The following is an 18,314-nucleotide window of genomic DNA, read 5'->3' on the forward strand; positions in this document are numbered from 1 at the left end:
AACCAATGTGGGAGAGCGCTTGCATGGCATGCAAGAGGTCAGCGGTTCAATCCCTCTAGTCTCCATCAATTCCTTAAACTCAAACGGCAGAGATGTCGTTTTTTTGTTTTGATTTTTATAAGTACTTTAGACATGTGGAGTCGAGCCCCTCTTCCAGTAGTGCAAAGCACATCTATATTTATCCGCAGGGAGAATTTATGAGGATTGTTTTTTACGTCATATTCTGTGTGCTTGTTGTTTTCCCGTCCTATCAGTGGGAAAATCGCCGATAAATACGGCATGGATAAAGTATTGATTCCAGGCATTCTGATTTTTGCCCATTCTTTTGTCATGATCAGCTTTTCTCGCACGCTTCCCATGTTTCTGATTGCGGGTGGCATCTCTGCTTTCGGATACGGGATATGTCTTCCCGCCATTCAAACATTGTGTATAAAGCTAGTTGACCAAGCGCAGCGAGGCGTAGCGAGTAATACGAATTACATAGGAGTGGACACCGGATACTTGATCGCGCCGACGATTGCGGGGTTAATCGTTACCTCCGTTCAGCAGCATAGCGGAGATAAAGCCAAAGACTATGCGGTAGAACGTACCGCACAGAGAGAATCCGCGTTGGACTGATGTTTCTTCACAACAAACGGTTCAGACCTAAGAATATATCAATAATTAATGAGAATAGGTCATTGTTTTGAAGAATTCGATAGCATATGATATCCTCATGAAACTGTTTGAAAGCGCTTTAAAAACATAGAATATTCCGAATTAATATAACAAAAAGACTGTTAATGTACGTTTATCTCCCAGCGGTTATAACGTAAGCTCTAGTCAATAGGGCTAAAAGTTATAATAAATTTAGTGAGTAGAAGGGGTGTCTCTAAGCGTGAACAAATTGGCCAAGTCTGTAAGTCTAGTATTGATTACGGCAATGTTGATGTTGGTTATCGCAGCATGCAGCAACTCTAACAATGAAAGCGCTCCTCCTAGCACGGCGCCTAGCAGCCAGAGCAGTGCTACACCCAACCCGCAGAGCAGCGAGGGCGACAGCGACTGGAAGCCTCAGAGCGATCTCTCCAAAAAGGTCAAGTTTTCCTATGCTTCCGTGCAGGGAATCGAAGGGTTCGACTATAACAAGGGCGATGCTCTGGCTCAGTATTTCTCCGATAAATTTAACTATGAGATGGATGTAGCGTCACTGAACTGGGACAACTGGAGCGAGCGACTCCGGATCTGGATCAACTCGGGTGATATGCCTGATGTGGCTGTATACAATTACAACCATGCGGACGCTGCTGCCTTTGTCGATCAGGGAATGATTAAGAAGTTTCCGGATAATTGGAAGACTCGGTGGCCCAATGTAGCGGCTGTCTTCGACAAAACGTCCATTGGACCTCAAATGGAACACACCTTTGGCGGCACCTACTTCATCCCCAGAGCACGGTTTATGAACAACCTGCCTGGCGATCCGCTGCCGAACCACCCGTCCTTGTTCCTGCGCAAGGATTGGGCCGAAGCTGTCGGCTTCCCAATCAAGACCACCTATACGACGTCTGAGGTGATGGAATTCGCCCAGAAGGTCAAGGATCAGGATCCCGGCAAGGCTGGGAACAAGCTGATTCCGATTGCTGAGAATACGACTCATGCCGTGGACCTGTTCGTCGCCAGGAACAGCACTCATTTTAACAGGTTCTATATGGACACGGACGGCAAGTACAAATGGGGCGGAGCATCCGAGGATACGCTGAAAGGTCTCAAGCTCTTCTCCGAAGCCTACCGATCCGGGCTGCTCAGTCAAGATTTCTATACGGTAAAGAACGAAGAGCATGGCTCTTACTTTAATGTCAAAGGCATTGCGGGCGCTACGTTCTTCCAGGCTCCGACTTCAGCGCTTCAGCAGTTCTACGATGATTTTCAATCCAATACGGGACTTGATCCGTATGAGAATCTTCAAATGGCGACTGTCCTTGGAGATGATGGCAATTATCATCAGTATGACCTGATCAACTACTGGGGAGCAATCATCTTCAGCCCGAATATCAAGGATGACGTATTCGAACGCTATATGGATATTCTTGATTACAACGCTACATTAGCGGGCAACACAATTCTCAATATGGGTATCAAGGATGTTGACTGGACCTATGAAAGCGACGGAACTACTGTGAAATCGCTTTATGATCAAGCCAAGGAAGGCAAGCCGCTCGGAGGGACTTCCGGCAAGTATCCGTCCATGGGCTATCTTCTTGGCAGCACGATCCTGTTCGATGACTTTGCTTTCGACAATCCGAACTCCGATAAACGTCTGCGAGATCTATCCAAGCAGCTGTATACGGAGAGAACAAAGGTTGCGACGCCTGAATCCTTTGCCAAAGTGAATTGGGACCTGTTCTCCTTCGACTCCCCGAACTTTAGAAGAGCTCAGATGGATTATTACACCGAATACGCTAACATCGTGACGCAATCGGGAGATATCGAGACTAATTGGAACAACTGGGTGAATTCGAAGAAGTCCATTATACAGCCGGTTCTCGACGAGCTGAATTCCAAACTAGGCAGCTAACTTTCCGAGATTTCAACTGAACGAATCCCTTCCGGCAGCTGTGGCAAATCGAATAGGATTTGCCCGGCTGCTTGTATTCTGCTGCGTCGCACCATAGAGTTGAAAAACATAAATTTCAGAAGGGGCTAAATATGGAAAATACGCTATTGAAAAAGAATAATTCATCCTTAATTAGTCGTGTTCTGAAGTCCAAGGAAATTTATTTCCTTATACTTCCCGGTGTTATATGGTATGTCATCTTCGCCTACGTTCCCATGTATGGATTGTCTCTTGCGTTCAAGACCTACAAAGCCAATCTAGGCATATTCGGCAGTCCATGGGTCGGTTTCGAGAATTTCACTTATGTGTTCAGGGATCCGGCATTTTTGGAATCTGTCTGGAGAACGCTGTGGATCAACCTTGGGCGTATACTTTTTCAGTTTCCTTTTCCCATTCTATTGGCCTTGCTTTTAAATGAAATTCGCATGAACAGGTACAAAAAGGCGATCCAAACCGTCTATACGTTTCCTCACTTTTTGTCCTGGATTATCGTTTCCAGCGTGCTCATTAATTCGCTCGACATGCAAGGCTTCGTGAACGGAGTTATCCAGTTGCTGGGCGGGGATCCAGTTAATTTCCTTGGAAATACTCAGATTTTTCGGCCGTTGTTATATATCACGGATAACTGGAAGTCGGCCGGATGGACCATGATTATTTATCTGGCAGCAATCACAGGGATTGATACGGAGCAGTACGAATCCGCACAGCTCGACGGCGCGACCCGCTTTCAGATCATGAGATATATTACGCTTCCCGGTATCCAGAGTACAATCGTCGTCATGCTGATTCTGACGGTAGGCAATCTGATGAATGCGGGCTTCGATCAGATCTTTAACATCAGCAATGCGGCAACCGCCAAGGCGGGCGAGATTTTGGATATCTATATCTATCGCATTACCTTCCAATCCGCTGCGGATTTTTCCTTCTCCAGTACGGTCAGCTTATTCAGATCGGTTATTAATTTTGCGCTGCTGTTGTTTGCAGACCGCGTATGTAAGTGGATGGGGGCGGAAGGACTCTTCCCATCGATGAAGAAGAAAGCGCGGAGTTAAAAACGGATGCCTCACAGTGAGAAAGGAAAGTGAACTATGGCAGAGATTAGATTTGAGGCGCAACCGGTTCAGAGGCCGGGCAAGAGTAAATTAAACAATAGAATTGAAATGCTTGATGTGATTTTGGTGGTTCTTCTTACGGGCTTTGCCGTCGCGATCATCCTTCCGTTTCTCAATGTGATCGCCGTCACATTTGTGACACAACAGGAATATATGAAATCAACGATTCTGTTGTTTCCCCATTCGTTTACGCTCGAAAACTACAAATCCCTGTTCGAAGACGGGCGGATTTGGACCGGCTATCGCACAACATTGCTGCTCCTTGTATTAGGCCTCCCGCTCAATATGTTCCTGACGACCAGCATGGCGTACGGGCTTAGCCGTCCCAATTTTCCTTTCAAGAAATTTTTTATTTATTTCGTTGTGATCACGATGCTGTTTTCAGGCGGTATCATCCCGATGTACCTGCTCATGAAAGAATTGTCGCTTATTAATACGATTTGGTCTATCGTGCTGTGTTACGGCATTAATTCCTTCTATCTCATCATCATGATGAATAATTTTACGACAATTCCGATCTCTCTGATGGAGTCAGCGAAGCTCGACGGGGCTGGCGAATGGCGTATTCTGGCCAAAATCATTCTGCCGCTGTCCATGCCGATCATCGCAACGATGACGCTGTTCTATGCGGTGGACCGCTGGAATGAATGGTTTAATGCGATGATCTTCATCCGCAAGGGCGACCTCACCGTTCTGCAGCTTGCCCTGAGATCGATTGTCATCGATTCTCAGATCAGCCAGCAGATGAATGTATCCAATGTGCAGACGGACAAACAGTTCTCGGAAGGAATGAAGATGTCGGCGGTTATCGTATCCATGCTTCCAATTATGTGCGTGTTCCCGCTGCTGCAGAAGCATTTTGTCAAGGGGATGCTCGTAGGGGCCATCAAGGCCTGACGAACGTCTTAACAAATTAAGAGAGAGGGAGCTTGTCGGATGAAGAAAGCAAACGTTGCCGTCCACCCGGATTATCGGATAGGACAAGTAGATAAACGTCTATTCGGAGCTTTCCTGGAGCCAATTGGAAGTTGGGTGTACGGAGGAATCTATAATCCCAAGCACCCGACAGCCGACGACATGGGATTCCGCCGGGATATCATTGACGCAGTCAAGGAATTCGATCTTCCGGCCCTGCGATTTCCTGGAGGCAATTGGGTATCGGGCTGGGACTGGAAAAATTCAATTGGCCCTCAAGAGGAGCGTAAGGCGCAGGTGGACCTAGCCTGGTTCCAGATCGAGCCTAATACGGTCGGACATGACGAGTATCTGCAATGGGCGATGCGGATTCAAGCCGATCCGATGTATACCATCAATCTTGGCACGGAGGATATGAAGAGCGCCGCACATCTGGTAGAGTACTCACGTGTTGAAGGAGGCACATATTGGTCGGATCTTCGCAGGAAACATGGGCGGTCCGAGCCTTATCCCATCAAGACCTGGTATTTGGGCAATGAGATGGATGGTCACTGGCAAATCGGCTCCTGGGAGAAGGATCCTGTCGGCTTCGGTATTCGTACTCATGAAATATCTAAGATTGTCAAATGGATTGACAACAAGGCCGAGACCGTCTTCGCGGGAACGTCCGATCATAATAGGCATTTTCCGGAATGGGAGATGGCTGCGCTGGAGCAGTGCTACGAATCGGTCGATTATGTTTCTATTCACCATTATCACACTGCTCCGGAAGGCGATATTGCCAACTTTCTGAACATTTCCTCTGTATTTGAGGATTATATCCGTACGACGGTTGCGGTTTGCGATTATTTGCAGTCTAAGCTGCGTACTCCCAAGAAAATGTATATCTCTTTCGACGAATTCGGAGCGAGTTTTGGCAAGCCCAAAGAGGTTATCTTCGGACGCAGAGGCTGGCAGGACGTTACCAAAAGTTTCTCCCAGTTTGCGCCTAGAGAGAATACATTCAAGAGATACGATCCGGAGAATTATGTCGATCGGGACTTCGGAACGAATCAAATGCTTCATGCGCTGGCCATGTCTTCTGTGCTCATGACTTTTCTCCGTCATGCCGATCGGATTAAGATCGGGTGCATGACTGGAGGGATTCGCAACGCTCTAACATTCGACGGCACAAATGTGTGGAAGAATGCGGCTTATTACCCTTACGCTCATTTGAACAAGCTGACCCGAGGTGGCATATCGCTCCTGCCTATTGTCGACGGCCCTACTTTCAACACAGAGCAGTTTGCCTTGACAGGCTCTGCTCAGTGCCATGCCTATGAAAATGTGCAGGCCATCGAAGCGGCAGCCGTCATACTTGAGGATAAGGAAGAGCTTTGCGTTTTTATGATCAACCGCGCAATTGACGAAGACATTGAGATCAGTCTCGATGTCCGAGCCTTCGAGGGCTACAAGCTTGCCGAGCATATCGAGATGTATACGGACCGTCTGGACATGCGAAATTCATTTGAAAATCCGGATGCGATTAAGCCTTCGGTCAATGCCAATACCCACATGGATAACGGCAAGGTGAAGGCTGTAGCCAAAAAACTGTCATGGAACGTCATCCGCCTTTCAAAAAATACGTTAGGCGAGTGATCAGATAATAAGAATCGAAGGGAGATAGCAGTAAAATGCTGAGAATTGTAGAAGTAGAAAACGGAATGGTCCAGGGGCTTCCCGCAGCAGACCCCCGGATTACCAGCTTCAAGGGAATACCGTTCGCCGCTCCGCCAGTAGGGAAAAATCGCTGGCGTGCACCGCAGCCAGCAGAGTACTGGGACGGCGTTCTCAAAGCCTATGAATTCGCGCCGATCTCGATGCAGGTCAGACAAGAGATTGATGAGAATAACATCTATACTCGTGAGTGGGCCGTGGAACCGGATATCGCTATGGACGAGGATTGTCTCTATCTGAATGTGTGGACCCCTGCCAAACGAACCGATGAGAAGCTGCCTGTCTATGTATGGTATTTCGGTGGTGGACTGCAGGTCGGACATACGGCTGAAATGGAGTTCGACGGCGAGCGCATTGCCCGGAGGGGAATCGTGGTCGTCACGATCAATTACCGACTGAACGTATTCGGATTTCTCAGTCATCCCGAGATTACGGCAGAATCGCCGGATGCCCCTGCGAATTTCGGAAATCTAGACCAGCAGGCTGCTACACAATGGGTTAAGCGCAATATCGAGGCATTTGGAGGAGACCCGGATAACATTACGATTGGCGGGCAGTCTGCGGGCGGCGGCAGTGTTCTCACCCAACTCGTGTCTCCTCAGAATGAGGGCCTCTTCCAGAGAGCCATTATTCAGAGCGGCATCTTCACGAACCTGTATCCGGGAAACCGGATGCCCCGGCTTCGGAGCAATCTGGCCGAAGCTGAGCAGGACGGTATTGCTTTCTTAGAATACCTTGGCATCTCCTCCCTGGAGGAGGCTCGAAGCCTGGATGCAGTCTACCTCCGAGACAAGGCTGTAGAGTACAAGGGCTTCTGGGGGACTGTGGTTGATCAATCGTTCTGTGTAGGGAATACATTCGACCTCTTCGTGCAAAACAAGCGTTGGCAGGTTCCGGTGCTCCTTGGGCATACCTCGTCCGAGTTCTTCAGCACACCGAATATCAGCTCGATCGATGAGCTCAAGAGCATGGCCGTCGAGATGTTCGGCGAAGCTGCAGATGAATTCCTGGAGTTGTGCGGAGCTGAGTCGGGAAGTTTGGAAGATGCGGTTCAAAAAGCCTCTGTGAGCGGCATAGAATATGCGATCCGGATTGCCTCACAGGCGAATGCCAATATAGGCACCAATCTTCCGCTCTATTACTACAACTTTGATGCGGAGATACCGGGCTGGGATAACCCGGGAGCCTTCCACTCGGTGGATCTTTGGTTTTTCTTTGAGACATTGGCCAAGTGTTGGAGGCCGTTCGTCGGCAAGCATTATGATCTAGCCCGTCAGATGTGCAATTACTGGGCAAACTTCATTCGCAGCGGAGATCCGAACGGCAAAGACTCGACTGGGGAGGATATGCCTTACTGGGAGCCCTATACGCCAGAAGCGCCTTACGGTATGTTCTTCGCGGATAGAGCCGCATTTTCCAGAGAACAGCCGAGCGATATCATGAGGTTCCTGGTCCGGCAATATTTCAAGAACAACAAGGCAACGGTGATCCTGAAATAACCAATTTCTAGCAGGGGGGGGGAATACGTTGAAGCTGACCAGTAGGGATTGTTCACTTGTATTTGATCATGGCGGCATAGAGGTTAAAAAGAAAGGTAAGCTTCTTTACTTCAATAGGCGCCCGATGTTTGTTACTGTGAAGACCGTTTTTGCTGTTAGTGAGTTTTATGATCAAGCCTACAGCAAAATCACCACGGAAGGCAATCAGATCCTTGCTGAGGGAATATTGACCGTGCCCTCAGGCTCATCTTTTTCCTTTGCGGACCGCTATGAGACGGCAGCCGAAGGCTTCAAAGTAAGCCGCAGCGTTAAGGTGCTGAAGGCGGGGGACGACCTTGGTTTTTCTACCAAGGTTTCCTTCGTTATGGCGGAATCGGACGATACGCGTGATTATAACTGTTTTGCTCCTGGCGTCTGGTACAAGCAGAACGAATTTGCTCCAGATTACCTGATGGGCAAGGATCTGGACTGTGAATATTATTGGCGAATGGAGACCGGCATGGCCTTGCCGCTGTTCGCGATGCAGAATATTTCTTCAGGCGAAACAGCCTCTTTGTCGCGCTGGGCAGCGGACGTTACCATGCAGTCCACCGACATTCTCCGGTCCGAGAATCACACAGATCCCAGGTGTACGATCGGAGCGCTCGGCATGAGCAAGCCGGAGTGCAGGACATTGAACTATATGTATTACGGTTATGCAGTACGCAAGGAGTTCGAGACCCAGGTCGACGGCTTGTCCATAGATTATGTGTATCCGGCTTGCGATGGTCAGATGCCCAGAAGAAATATGGTCTTCACCGGTCTCGATTATCAGCAGAAATCTAAAACGTTTCAGCGTATCAATCATCCGGTGGAGGAAGGGTTCGAACAGCATTATTCGATTGCCATCCAGTTTCAACATTACGCCAGCTTTCAATTGATGATGAAGGACACATGGCGTAAAACGTACAACCGGATGCGCGACAAATTATTTGAGGTAGACAATGAGCAGCACTTTCACAACTGCATGAAGCTGCTAACCCGGTACACTCGAAAGTACGGAGATTCCTATGGGCTGCCTTTTGCCTGCCAGCTTCCGGATATGGATATCTCTTGCGTTTCCTTCCAGTTCGGCTTCGTAGGGCAGCAGCCCGGCATCGGTTATCAACTGCTGCGTTACGGAGACAAGGAGAACATTCCGGAGTCCTATGAAAAAGGCGTGAACATCATCGATTTCTGGACTCGGACAGCCATGACCGAATCCGGACTTCCGCAGATGTGCTATAACCCCAACATTCAAGGCTTCGAGCCGTATCCGCACTACATTCGGATGCTCGCGGACGGAATTGAGGCAATCCTGGACGCATACCTCTATATGAGGAACAAGGGTGATGAACGGCCGTCCTGGCTGGCCTTCTGCAGAAGAACCGCCGACTGGCTGATAAGCATTCAAAACGATGACGGAAGCTTCTGCCGCGCTTATAACACCGATGGCTCTATTCGTATGAATTCGAAGTCCAATACCCCCAGCGTGATTCGTTTCTTGGTGCAGTTTTATCTGGTAACAGGCGACGAGAGATATAAGAATGCCGCAATTTCAGCAGGAGAATGGTCCTTCGTCCATAATTACCTCAATTTAGAATACCGGGGCGGAACATGCGACAATACGGACATCCAAGATAAGGAGGCCGGCATCTACGCGATATTCGGATTTCTTGCCCTTTATGATTTAACCGGCGGGGAGAAATGGCTGGAAGGAGCGGTCGGTGCCGCCGATTATACCGAGACATGGACCTATGCCTGGACATTTCCGGTCCGTACCCCCTGGCCGAAGCATCCGTTCAATCAGTATTCGATCAGCGGACAGAGCATCATCACCATCGGCGGAGGAGCCGATGTGTATATGGCGGCCTGCTCTTATACTTATTACAGACTGTATATCATTACTGGGGATGAGCATTATCTTGACTTTGCCGAATTTATTCACAAGAATACCCGCCAGTCCAATGACGTAGACGGCAGCGTCGGTTACATTATGCCCGGATTGGGACACGAGAGCGGCAATTTTACGAGCCAGACCCTTCAGAGCCACTATCACTGGCTGCCTTGGTGCACTTATGTGGAGGTTGATCCGTCCTCCAGGCTGTATGATACTTTTGGCTGCTACGAGATTGAAGCAGCCCAGAGGCTCAGTCCGCAGGAGAGGGCCGAGCGCAACCGTATTTATGCTGTTTTTGAATGAGGGAGGGGATGTTTGCTGCAATTAAGGCTGTCTCTGCGGCATTGACAATAGGCATAATCACTTAAAAAGCTCTCTTATGAAACAAACAGAAGAAGTTTTAGAAATGGCGATGCGGGGCATTTATCCCTGCATCGCTATTTCTGATTTTTAGCCGATTGCCGTCTTCTTGAGCAATTTTTATGTAGTTTTCTTCACCACCATATCCTGCGTCAACCAGAGTTCATATTGCACCCAAGGGGACTATAAGACCCTTATTTTTATGGTATAATATGGACATTATTGTAGGGGGTGGTATTGATGATACATATTCACTTCGCTGAATGCAATATTTCACACGCAAGTAATTTTGTAATTGACGTTCCTGTGGGTTATCACTGGCTTCTCGTCATTACCAAGACTCCGGCACAATTCTGGGTCCATGGTGAACTCAAAGAATATCCCGCTCACAGCGCCATTCTATACCGTCCACAACAGAAGGTCTATTATCAAGCCTGCAACGATATTTTTATCAATGATTGGCTTCGATTCGAGTCGAGCGAACCCTATATTACGGAATCACCGCTGCCCCATGGGTACCCGATGCCCTTGCACGACCCGGATTATTGTCACAAGCTAATGGAACTGCTAGTTATCGAACATCACTACAATCGTGCTTACAAAACTTCATCCATCGACGGGTTGCTTCGCACGCTGTTCAATAAGCTGTTAGAGTCCCATAATTCTCAAAGTGGAATCACACCTCAATCCTACAATCTATTGCGGCTCCGCTCCGCCATTCACAATCATCCCAACGATTATTGGTCGGTTTCGAAGATGGCAGACTATCTTCTCATCAGTCCAGGTTACCTTCATATCATCTACAAAAAAACCTTCGGGATCTCCTGTATGGATGAAGTTATCTACTGCCGAATTCGGTTGGCAAAAGAGTATTTGCTTCACAGTAACCAAAGCATTGCAGAAATTGCTTCCAAATGCGGCTATCAAAATGTAGAACACTTCCACAGACAATTTAAACAAGTGGCAGGAATTACCCCAAAACAATATCAAAGCAAACATAAGGTTGATGCGTTGCCTATATAACTATTAAGCTACTATATGAATGAAGTGTTGTAGATTAAATGCAGGTGGCGTGAGCTGCCTCCCGTCACCTGCATATTCATAAGACTATCGGTTTCATCAATATGAAAGCATTTAAAGGATGGTGGAGATGGCGAATCGTGCTCATTTTATTATCATGTTTGTTTTGTTGGGTATTTTCTTAACCAGCTGTTCCTCAAAAGCTCCATCAGGCGATTCTACACAAGGTCTGATATTGGGGGGAAATGTCTTATACCCGGAAAATGAACCAACCTCTATAGTGCTAAAGAAAGGCAAGAATTCTGAAATACTAAGCGACGTGGACGATTACCCATCACGCCCCGAAGTTTCGCCAGATCAGGCGAAAATGGCATACATCGCACCTTTCGAATTTGAAATGGCTGGCGATGTTTGGATGTATATTTTTAGTAGCGGTGAGAAACTTAAATTGATAATGAAGGAAGCGTTCGGAGCCGATTGCTCTGTGAAGAAGCTGCTTTGGGCTGACAATGACCATCTTCTCGTATTGGTTGGCAATAAAGTAGGAACGGTGTCCTCCAATCGCGAGCTTTATGTTTACGATCAATCATCCAATATATCCAAATCGATTCTGAAAACCGATGAAAACCAAGATATTCAGGATTTAGCCATTCATGCAAATCATATAGAGTTCAACATGGCCACATATAATGATGATTCATCCGATTTTACGAAAGAACCGTATTCTTATAGCATCGACGACCTGCTTGCTATAGAATGAACAGTTATTATATGGGTGAGAAAACCTAATGCTTCGATGGTAGGGGACAGAGGTATAGTAAATAACTTCTATATAAGTTGAGAATGGAACAGTTCTAATTCTTTTTTATGTAAGGAAGATAATATAATAATAGGTAAGGCTAAGAAGCCTATTAAGCGGCTTGAATATACCGAATAAAGAAGGGAAACACGAAAAAACACGCCATTAATTGACGTGTTTCTTTGTGTTTGGTGGCTGGAAATTATGGATCATACCATATATATTATGGACTTGAACGGCTTAAAGCGCTTGGACAAGACTAGGAGTTAACTAGCTCTTTGGCATACTGCTTGCCTGCCGAGAGAAGGCTGCCGCTCAGTTCAGGATCATTAACTGACCGTGCAAGAACAAGAGAGCCGACCATAGTACTTAATAGTGCGCTGCCTTTGGAAGAGTCAATTTCCGCTAGATTGGAGAGGAAAGCAATCATCCGCTCGAGCTCATTGGTGAATACTTGCCGAACCTCTTCTGAAGCACGTGATATTTCGCCAGAAAGGGCAGGAAGAATACAGCCCATCTCCGTTTTGTCACGGTGATACGGACTTAAATAATAATCAATGACACTATTGATTTTAGGGTTCTGCTTCTCTTGATCAGCGGCGTTCTGCAGAATTGTAATAGTATCACTTATGGCATACCGGCAGGCTTCGGCGACCAGCTGTTCTTTGTTGTCAAAGTGTGCATAAAAGCCCCCATGAGTCAAACCTGCCCCCTTCATAATGAACGGTACACTAACATCGAGGATACCTTTGGTGCGAAAAGCCTGAGCAGCACTTTCAACGATCTTATTCCGCACTTTCGTCTTATGGCCTTTGGGATACGGTATTGTAATCACTCCACAGCTTCATAATTCTACCTTCAAAATATTATAATCGTCATAATATATCGTGTCAATTTAGCAATCTAGTAAATGTTAGCTCAAAAAAGAATAAACAAGGCTGTTGACGGGTTTAAAATATGATGGTTATAATATATTATGATCATCATATTTTAAGATGAAATCAACAGGAGGTATCCGAATATGAGTAAGCTTGAATCCGTAGAAACGTTAGTCATTGGATCAGGCCCGGGAGGTTATGTGGCGGCGCTGTTTTCTTCACAGCTAGGCATGAAGACGGCGATTGTCGAACGCAGTCAGCTGGGCGGAGTCTGCACGCATGTTGGCTGCATTCCATCCAAAGCATTAATTGCAGAATCGCATCGCTATGATTTGCTTAGACCGTTCAATAATGCAGATGCGGCAGCGTCTTTTAAAATTGCTCAGGATTTCAAGCAGGGAATTGTGAAGAAGCAGGCAGGCGGAGTTAGTTATTTATTAAAGACTGCTGGCGTGAGCATTCTGGAAGGGGAGGCTAGTTTAATAGATGAACATACTGCAATTATCAAACAAACTGGACAGGAGCAAACGATTTCTTTTAAGAACGCCATACTGGCAACAGGATCTCGTCCGATTGAGCTGCAAGCATTTCCAGTTGGAGGGCGTATTTTGTCTTCCACAGAAGCGCTGTCGCTCCCTGAGGTTCCGACCAGCCTAATCGTTATTGGCGGTGGATATATTGGTATCGAGCTGGGGCAAATGTATGCCAAATTTGGAACAAAGGTAACGATTCTGGAGGGAGGAGAACAAGTGCTGCCGGGATTCGAGACAGACCTTGCGCTCCCTGTGGTCCGGCAGTTGGAAGCCGATGGTATTCACATTATTACTGGGGCGACAGCTGAGAAAGTGGTGCAGAATGCTGATACAGTTACACTGCATTATTTAATAAATCAGGAGCAGCATCATGTTACAGCGGAATATGCGTTAGTCACTATTGGCAGAAAACCAAATACAGATGGCAAGTTAGGACTGGAGCGCATAGGCTTGCCAGTGACGAGCAGGGGACTAATCGAGACGGATGAACAATGCAGAACGGCTATCCCCCATATTTTCGCAATTGGAGATATTACGGCTGGTCCGGCACTCGCTCATAAGGCTTCCTATGAAGCGAAGATTGCGGCAGAAGCGATTGCAGGCCAATCTTCGGTGGTTGATTATAAAGCTATTCCACTCGTCGTCTTTTCTCACCCAGAGCTCGCCAGAGTTGGCTTAAGTGAAACGGAAGCAAAGGCAAAATCTATCCCGATTGTTATTGGCAAAGCTTCCTTCGCGATTAACGGAAGAGCGTTGGCATTAAGGGAAATCGAAGGCTTTGTCAAAATCGTGGCGGACCCGGCCTCAGGAATCGTGATTGGTGCACAAATCGTTGGAGTGGAGGCATCAACACTCGTATCGGAGCTTGCACTTGCTATCGAGATGGGAGCAACCGTGGAGGACCTGGCTATGACGATTCACCCCCATCCCACACTAGGAGAAGTAATTATGGAGGCAGCCGAAAACGGGGTCAGAAAACTGAAATGAAAAGTAGAGAATGGGAGAGATTGAAGAATGAAAATAAAAGCAGGTTTTTATATTGGGATTGCGATTGCACTGATCGTTGGAGGTTCGCTTCTTGTTGTTAAAGGAAAGGATGCTGTCAGTCAAGCCGAGAGCAGGAAGCAAGGTGTGCTTGAGGCGGAGCAAACGACAATTTTTTATCAGAAAAGTCCAGGGTCGATTGTAGAAGTCGGTGGGGCTGTAGGCGATTCTATGAAACAAGGAGATGTGCTATTCAAAGTTAAGTCAGCTGAAGAAGGAGAATGGAATGTACTCTCGCCGCATGATGGATTGATCAACAGGATTGTTGTAAAACCGGGGGATCTAGTACAGCAAGGAGCGCCGATGGCGGTTCTGCAAAAAAACAACTATTATACTGACCTCTACATACAGGAAAGTGAAATTCAAAAGCTTGAGGTTAATCAAAGCATTGGTGTTCATTTTCCATATTTGAATCACCCAACACAGGTGACTGGTCTGGTTACTTCGATCTCAGCCGCCCCTCAATTTGCAAGCTTGCGAATGACACGTGAAAAAGGGCAAGCAGATCTTAGTATGTTTCTTGTCCGAATAGCTATGGATTCGAATGCTGATTTGCTTCCAGGTATGACAGCGGAGGTGAAGCTTGATGAACTCACTGATTGATGAGTGGAAGTATGTATCGAGCAGTAAGTATTTTCGTTTGGTCTTTATCGGTCCGGTTATCGCGGCCATATTTTTTGGACTAATGTTTTCGCACAACCAAATTAGCGAATCGCCTGTTGTTGTCATTGATGAGGATCACAGCTCATATTCAAGGCAGCTGATCTCGAAAATCAATGCTTCCCCAAATATGAACGTTACAAATGTGTACGCCAGCCGCCTAAGCCCAGAAATATTGCTGGCAAATGAGCAGGCTGTAGCGGTTATCATGCTGCCGAAGCAGTTAGAGCTGCGTCAGCAGCAGGGGCTATCAACAAATATTGGCATCTTGATGGACAACACGATGCCCTCAGGGCTAACCGGCATCCGAACCGCGATTCAGGAAATTATTCTAACAGAAAATATGACCCTTTCTATGACCCGTTTGGCCCACAATGGGATGGATGCCGAAATAGCTAAAGGGCTTGTTTCTCCGTTATCCCTTCAGCAGCGGATGCTGTTTAATCCGACCACAAGTTATGTCGGCTTTATGGTGCTTGGATTTGTGAATATTGTAGTTTTGATGATTACAACAAGCGCAGCAGGCTCAATTGCACCTCGTCTGCGACAGGAAGGGAAGCTCTTTGTAAATGGAAAGTCGCCTTTGCAGCTTTGGATTCGTAGTGTGCCTTACGCTGTCTTGACCTCCCTTTCGCTGCTCCTATGCTATGGATTATTAAAGCAGGTGGGGGGAATGCGGTTTGAAGCGGAGCCTTATCTTTTTATCATTCCACTGCTTGTTTATGCCTTTGCTTTGTCACTCATGGGCCTGTTGATCGGTTATTCCGCCAAAGATCTGTCCAAAGTCAATTTACGAACCAATTTCGTATTGTATCCGTCGTTTCTTGCTACTGGAATTCAACTGACTCCGCTTGCGTTTCCAGAGCCCTTTCAAATTTTTGCATGGGTATTACCTATGAACTGGCTTAACCGCCTCATACGCGGGATGGCTTTTCGGGATGGAGCGCTGACAGCTTACAGTCAGGAGCTCGGGGCACTGCTGATCATTATTGGCATTGTGTCCTTATTAATTGGATTACTGGTACTAAGGGAAGCTGGGAAAGCTTATCCCAGCTGGAAACCGCTTGTGAATCCGGACGTTGTGCCGGGCAGCAGTTAAATATGGATTGAGTTAAAGATTAGATTAAGAAGCGAATTCTAAGGAGCTCCACCAAACCACATATTCAATCCACTTCTTCTAAACTGCACCTTCAATGGTTAGATACAACTAACAATCGGAGGTGCAGTTTTTCTATGACACAGTCAGCCGCTATCTAAATGGAAAAGAAGGCAGGAGTTCGGTACTATACAATGGCAGCATAGGGCATCTCCAATCTCAGATGTGAAGAATCGAACAAATTAGCAGTATTCATCGAACAAAAGCACCCCTCTCCTTTAAATAAAGTCCCTTACGAAACAAATTACCTACCCTTCAGAAACAACTGTCGGTTCTTCCTCATCACTCCTTTCGGTACAATGAAAATGAAAGCGCATACTATTCCGTGAAGGAGATTATATATGAACTTTGACTTGAGCATAGTACCCTTCAGCCGAAGAGAATCGTTCCTAGCGATCTCAATTCTGCCCGAAGCCCAAGATAGACAACAAGGCCTGTATATGCGTACCGTGCGTGGTGGCGATGATAAATTCGGCGAGGCATTTCATATCGATATGCTGGATGAAAGCGGCCAAGCTGTACCGTTCCAGTCAGAAGCTTCCCCCGAACGGATCCAGCTGAAATCAGAACTTGGCTTGACGGCTGAGATCTGTATCTCTGACAGCCGGACATTCCGTGTTCGGACGAACGGCTGCGGAATTCGCTTGACCTTCCGAACGGCCGCTTATGATTACGCGTATCAAGCAGCGCCTAGCAGTTGGGAAGTGAACAGTTTCACCCATGAATGCAGGTTCATGCTTACTGCACTTGTTGGAGAACTGCGGATGGAAGTGCCATGGGACAAAATCAAAAGCTCTTATGTTATCGCAGATTTCGTACCAGACAATAAATCGGGTAACTCAGAATTTGCTATTGAACAATTCCGGACAGTTTGGGAGCCGCGGGCTGCTTGGGAACCGTTTGACGATATCGTTAAGCAAGTGAAGGAAGAGTTTCATGAGTGGCTGGATCACAGCTTACCATTGCCACAACGCTGGGAAGAAAGCCGAGCGCTTGCCGCCTATATTACGTGGTCCTGCCTCGTTCCAGCAGAGGGCTGTCTCACTCGTCCTGCGATGTATATGTCGAAAAACTGGATGACGAATATTTGGAGCTGGGATCACTGCTTTAATGCAATGGCGCTTGTTCGCCATGATCCGAAGCTGGCATGGGATCAGTTTATGATATTTTTTGACCGGCAGGATGAGAGCGGACTAATCCCAGATTTCATCAACGATAAGTATGAGCTGTGGAATTGCAACAAACCGCCCATTCATGGATGGACGCTTGCATGGATGATGGAACGAACGGACTTTATCAAAGAGGAGCAGCTTCGGGAGGTTTATGGGCCTCTGTCCAAATGGACAAAGTGGTGGTTCCATTACCGCGATGGTGATGGAGACGGCATTCCGCAGTACAATCATGGCAACGATTCCGGCTGGGATAACAGCACAGCGTTCAACAATGGCATTCCAGTAGAGAGCCCTGATTTAGCAGCTTTTCTTATTCTACAAGCAGAGATTTTAGCTGAGATTGCGAAGCGCCTTGGACATTTGGAAGAGGCAATCGAATGGCGACAGCTTGCTGAGGGCACACTGGAAAAGATGATCAGCCATTTCTGGAAAAATGGCCGATTTACGGCCTGCCGATCCGGTACGCATGAGGCTTCCGAAGGAGACAGCCTGCTCTTGTTCGTTCCCATTCTATTAGGCAAACGTCTGCCTGAGCATATCCGTACTGCGCTGCTGCAAGGGCTGAGGGATGAGAGCAGATTCTTAACTACTAATGGATGGGCGACAGAGAGTGTGAATAGTCCCTTCTATAATCCCGATGGCTATTGGCGAGGTCCTATCTGGGCACCCTCGACAATGATACTTGTTGAAGGTGTCGCTAGAGCAGGAGATCGTGAGCTTGCGGAGACGGTCTCATACAGGTTCTGCACAATGCTGGATCGAAGTGGAATGGCTGAGAATTTCGACGCGATTACGGGGCAAGGCTTACGGGATCGAGCTTTCACATGGACGTCGAGCGTATTCCTTATTCTAGGTAATGAGTATTAAACTTAATGAATTTCTGCACTTCCCACAATGCCATAAACGGGCGGAGGGGAGGTGCTTTTGACGTTCAGGGGA

General features: G+C 47.1%; 14 protein-coding genes. 13 read left to right on the top strand and 1 reads right to left on the bottom strand.

Translation table 11 applies throughout. From position 1 onward, the window contains the following. The first annotated feature begins 204 nt into the window (after nt 1–204). The 9 genes from CEF13_RS08145 to CEF13_RS08185 all read left to right on the top strand — a co-directional run bounded on the left by CEF13_RS08145 (nt 205) and on the right by CEF13_RS08185 (nt 11,893). A complete protein-coding gene (locus CEF13_RS08145) occupies nt 205–618 on the top strand; it encodes an MFS transporter (RefSeq protein ID WP_102710225.1) in 414 nt (137 codons plus the stop codon). A 259-nt stretch (nt 619–877) separates the two neighbouring features. Then, on the top strand, nt 878–2,554 hold the full coding sequence (locus CEF13_RS08150) for a type 2 periplasmic-binding domain-containing protein (protein WP_102710226.1): 1,677 nt from the start codon (nt 878–880) through the stop codon (nt 2,552–2,554). A 131-nt stretch (nt 2,555–2,685) separates the two neighbouring features. Beyond that, nucleotides 2,686–3,645 (top strand): ABC transporter permease, encoded by a 960-nt coding sequence (locus tag CEF13_RS08155; RefSeq protein ID WP_102710227.1) that lies wholly within the window; start codon nt 2,686–2,688, stop codon nt 3,643–3,645. A gap of 36 nt (nt 3,646–3,681) precedes the next feature. Further along, entirely contained in the window at nt 3,682–4,602 is a 921-nt protein-coding gene (locus CEF13_RS08160; protein WP_102710228.1) for a carbohydrate ABC transporter permease, read from the top strand. Between the two features lie 39 nt (nt 4,603–4,641). Next, nucleotides 4,642–6,258, top strand: coding sequence for an alpha-L-arabinofuranosidase C-terminal domain-containing protein (locus CEF13_RS08165; protein WP_102710229.1), 1,617 nt, complete (start codon nt 4,642–4,644; stop codon nt 6,256–6,258). A gap of 35 nt (nt 6,259–6,293) precedes the next feature. Further along, nucleotides 6,294–7,835 (top strand): carboxylesterase/lipase family protein, encoded by a 1,542-nt coding sequence (locus CEF13_RS08170; RefSeq protein ID WP_102710230.1) that lies wholly within the window; start codon nt 6,294–6,296, stop codon nt 7,833–7,835. 28 nt (nt 7,836–7,863) lie between these two features. Further along, nucleotides 7,864–10,056, top strand: coding sequence for a hypothetical protein (locus tag CEF13_RS08175; RefSeq protein WP_102710231.1), 2,193 nt, complete (start codon nt 7,864–7,866; stop codon nt 10,054–10,056). A gap of 297 nt (nt 10,057–10,353) precedes the next feature. Then, entirely contained in the window at nt 10,354–11,136 is a 783-nt protein-coding gene (locus CEF13_RS08180; RefSeq protein WP_102710232.1) for a helix-turn-helix transcriptional regulator, read from the top strand. Between the two features lie 127 nt (nt 11,137–11,263). After that, on the top strand, nt 11,264–11,893 hold the full coding sequence (locus CEF13_RS08185) for a DUF4652 domain-containing protein (RefSeq protein ID WP_102710233.1): 630 nt from the start codon (nt 11,264–11,266) through the stop codon (nt 11,891–11,893). A gap of 298 nt (nt 11,894–12,191) precedes the next feature. Here CEF13_RS08185 and CEF13_RS08190 read toward each other — a convergent pair whose 3' ends face one another. After that, the gene (locus CEF13_RS08190) at nt 12,192–12,758 is read right to left on the bottom strand and encodes a TetR/AcrR family transcriptional regulator (protein ID WP_102716276.1); all 567 of its coding nucleotides are present in this window, start codon (nt 12,756–12,758) and stop codon (nt 12,192–12,194) included. Nucleotides 12,759–12,953: 195 nt separating this feature from the next. Between CEF13_RS08190 and lpdA the strand changes: the two genes are divergently transcribed. The 4 genes from lpdA to CEF13_RS08210 all read left to right on the top strand — a co-directional run bounded on the left by lpdA (nt 12,954) and on the right by CEF13_RS08210 (nt 18,242). Further along, a complete protein-coding gene (gene lpdA / locus CEF13_RS08195) occupies nt 12,954–14,330 on the top strand; it encodes a dihydrolipoyl dehydrogenase (protein ID WP_102710234.1) in 1,377 nt (458 codons plus the stop codon). A 27-nt stretch (nt 14,331–14,357) separates the two neighbouring features. Further along, nucleotides 14,358–14,990, top strand: a complete 633-nt coding sequence (locus CEF13_RS08200; RefSeq protein ID WP_102710235.1) for a biotin/lipoyl-containing protein — start codon at nt 14,358–14,360, stop codon at nt 14,988–14,990. After that, entirely contained in the window at nt 14,974–16,146 is a 1,173-nt protein-coding gene (locus CEF13_RS08205) for an ABC transporter permease (RefSeq protein ID WP_102710236.1), read from the top strand. The genes CEF13_RS08200 and CEF13_RS08205 overlap by 17 nt, the downstream gene beginning before the upstream one ends. Before the next feature lie 398 nt (nt 16,147–16,544). Further along, complete coding sequence (locus CEF13_RS08210) at nt 16,545–18,242, top strand: amylo-alpha-1,6-glucosidase (protein ID WP_102710237.1); 1,698 nt, start codon at nt 16,545–16,547, stop codon at nt 18,240–18,242. The last annotated feature ends 72 nt before the right edge of the window (nt 18,243–18,314 follow it).

It is taken from the genome of Paenibacillus castaneae (genome assembly GCF_002884445.1).
Classification (GTDB): domain Bacteria; phylum Bacillota; class Bacilli; order Paenibacillales; family Paenibacillaceae; genus Pristimantibacillus; species Pristimantibacillus castaneae.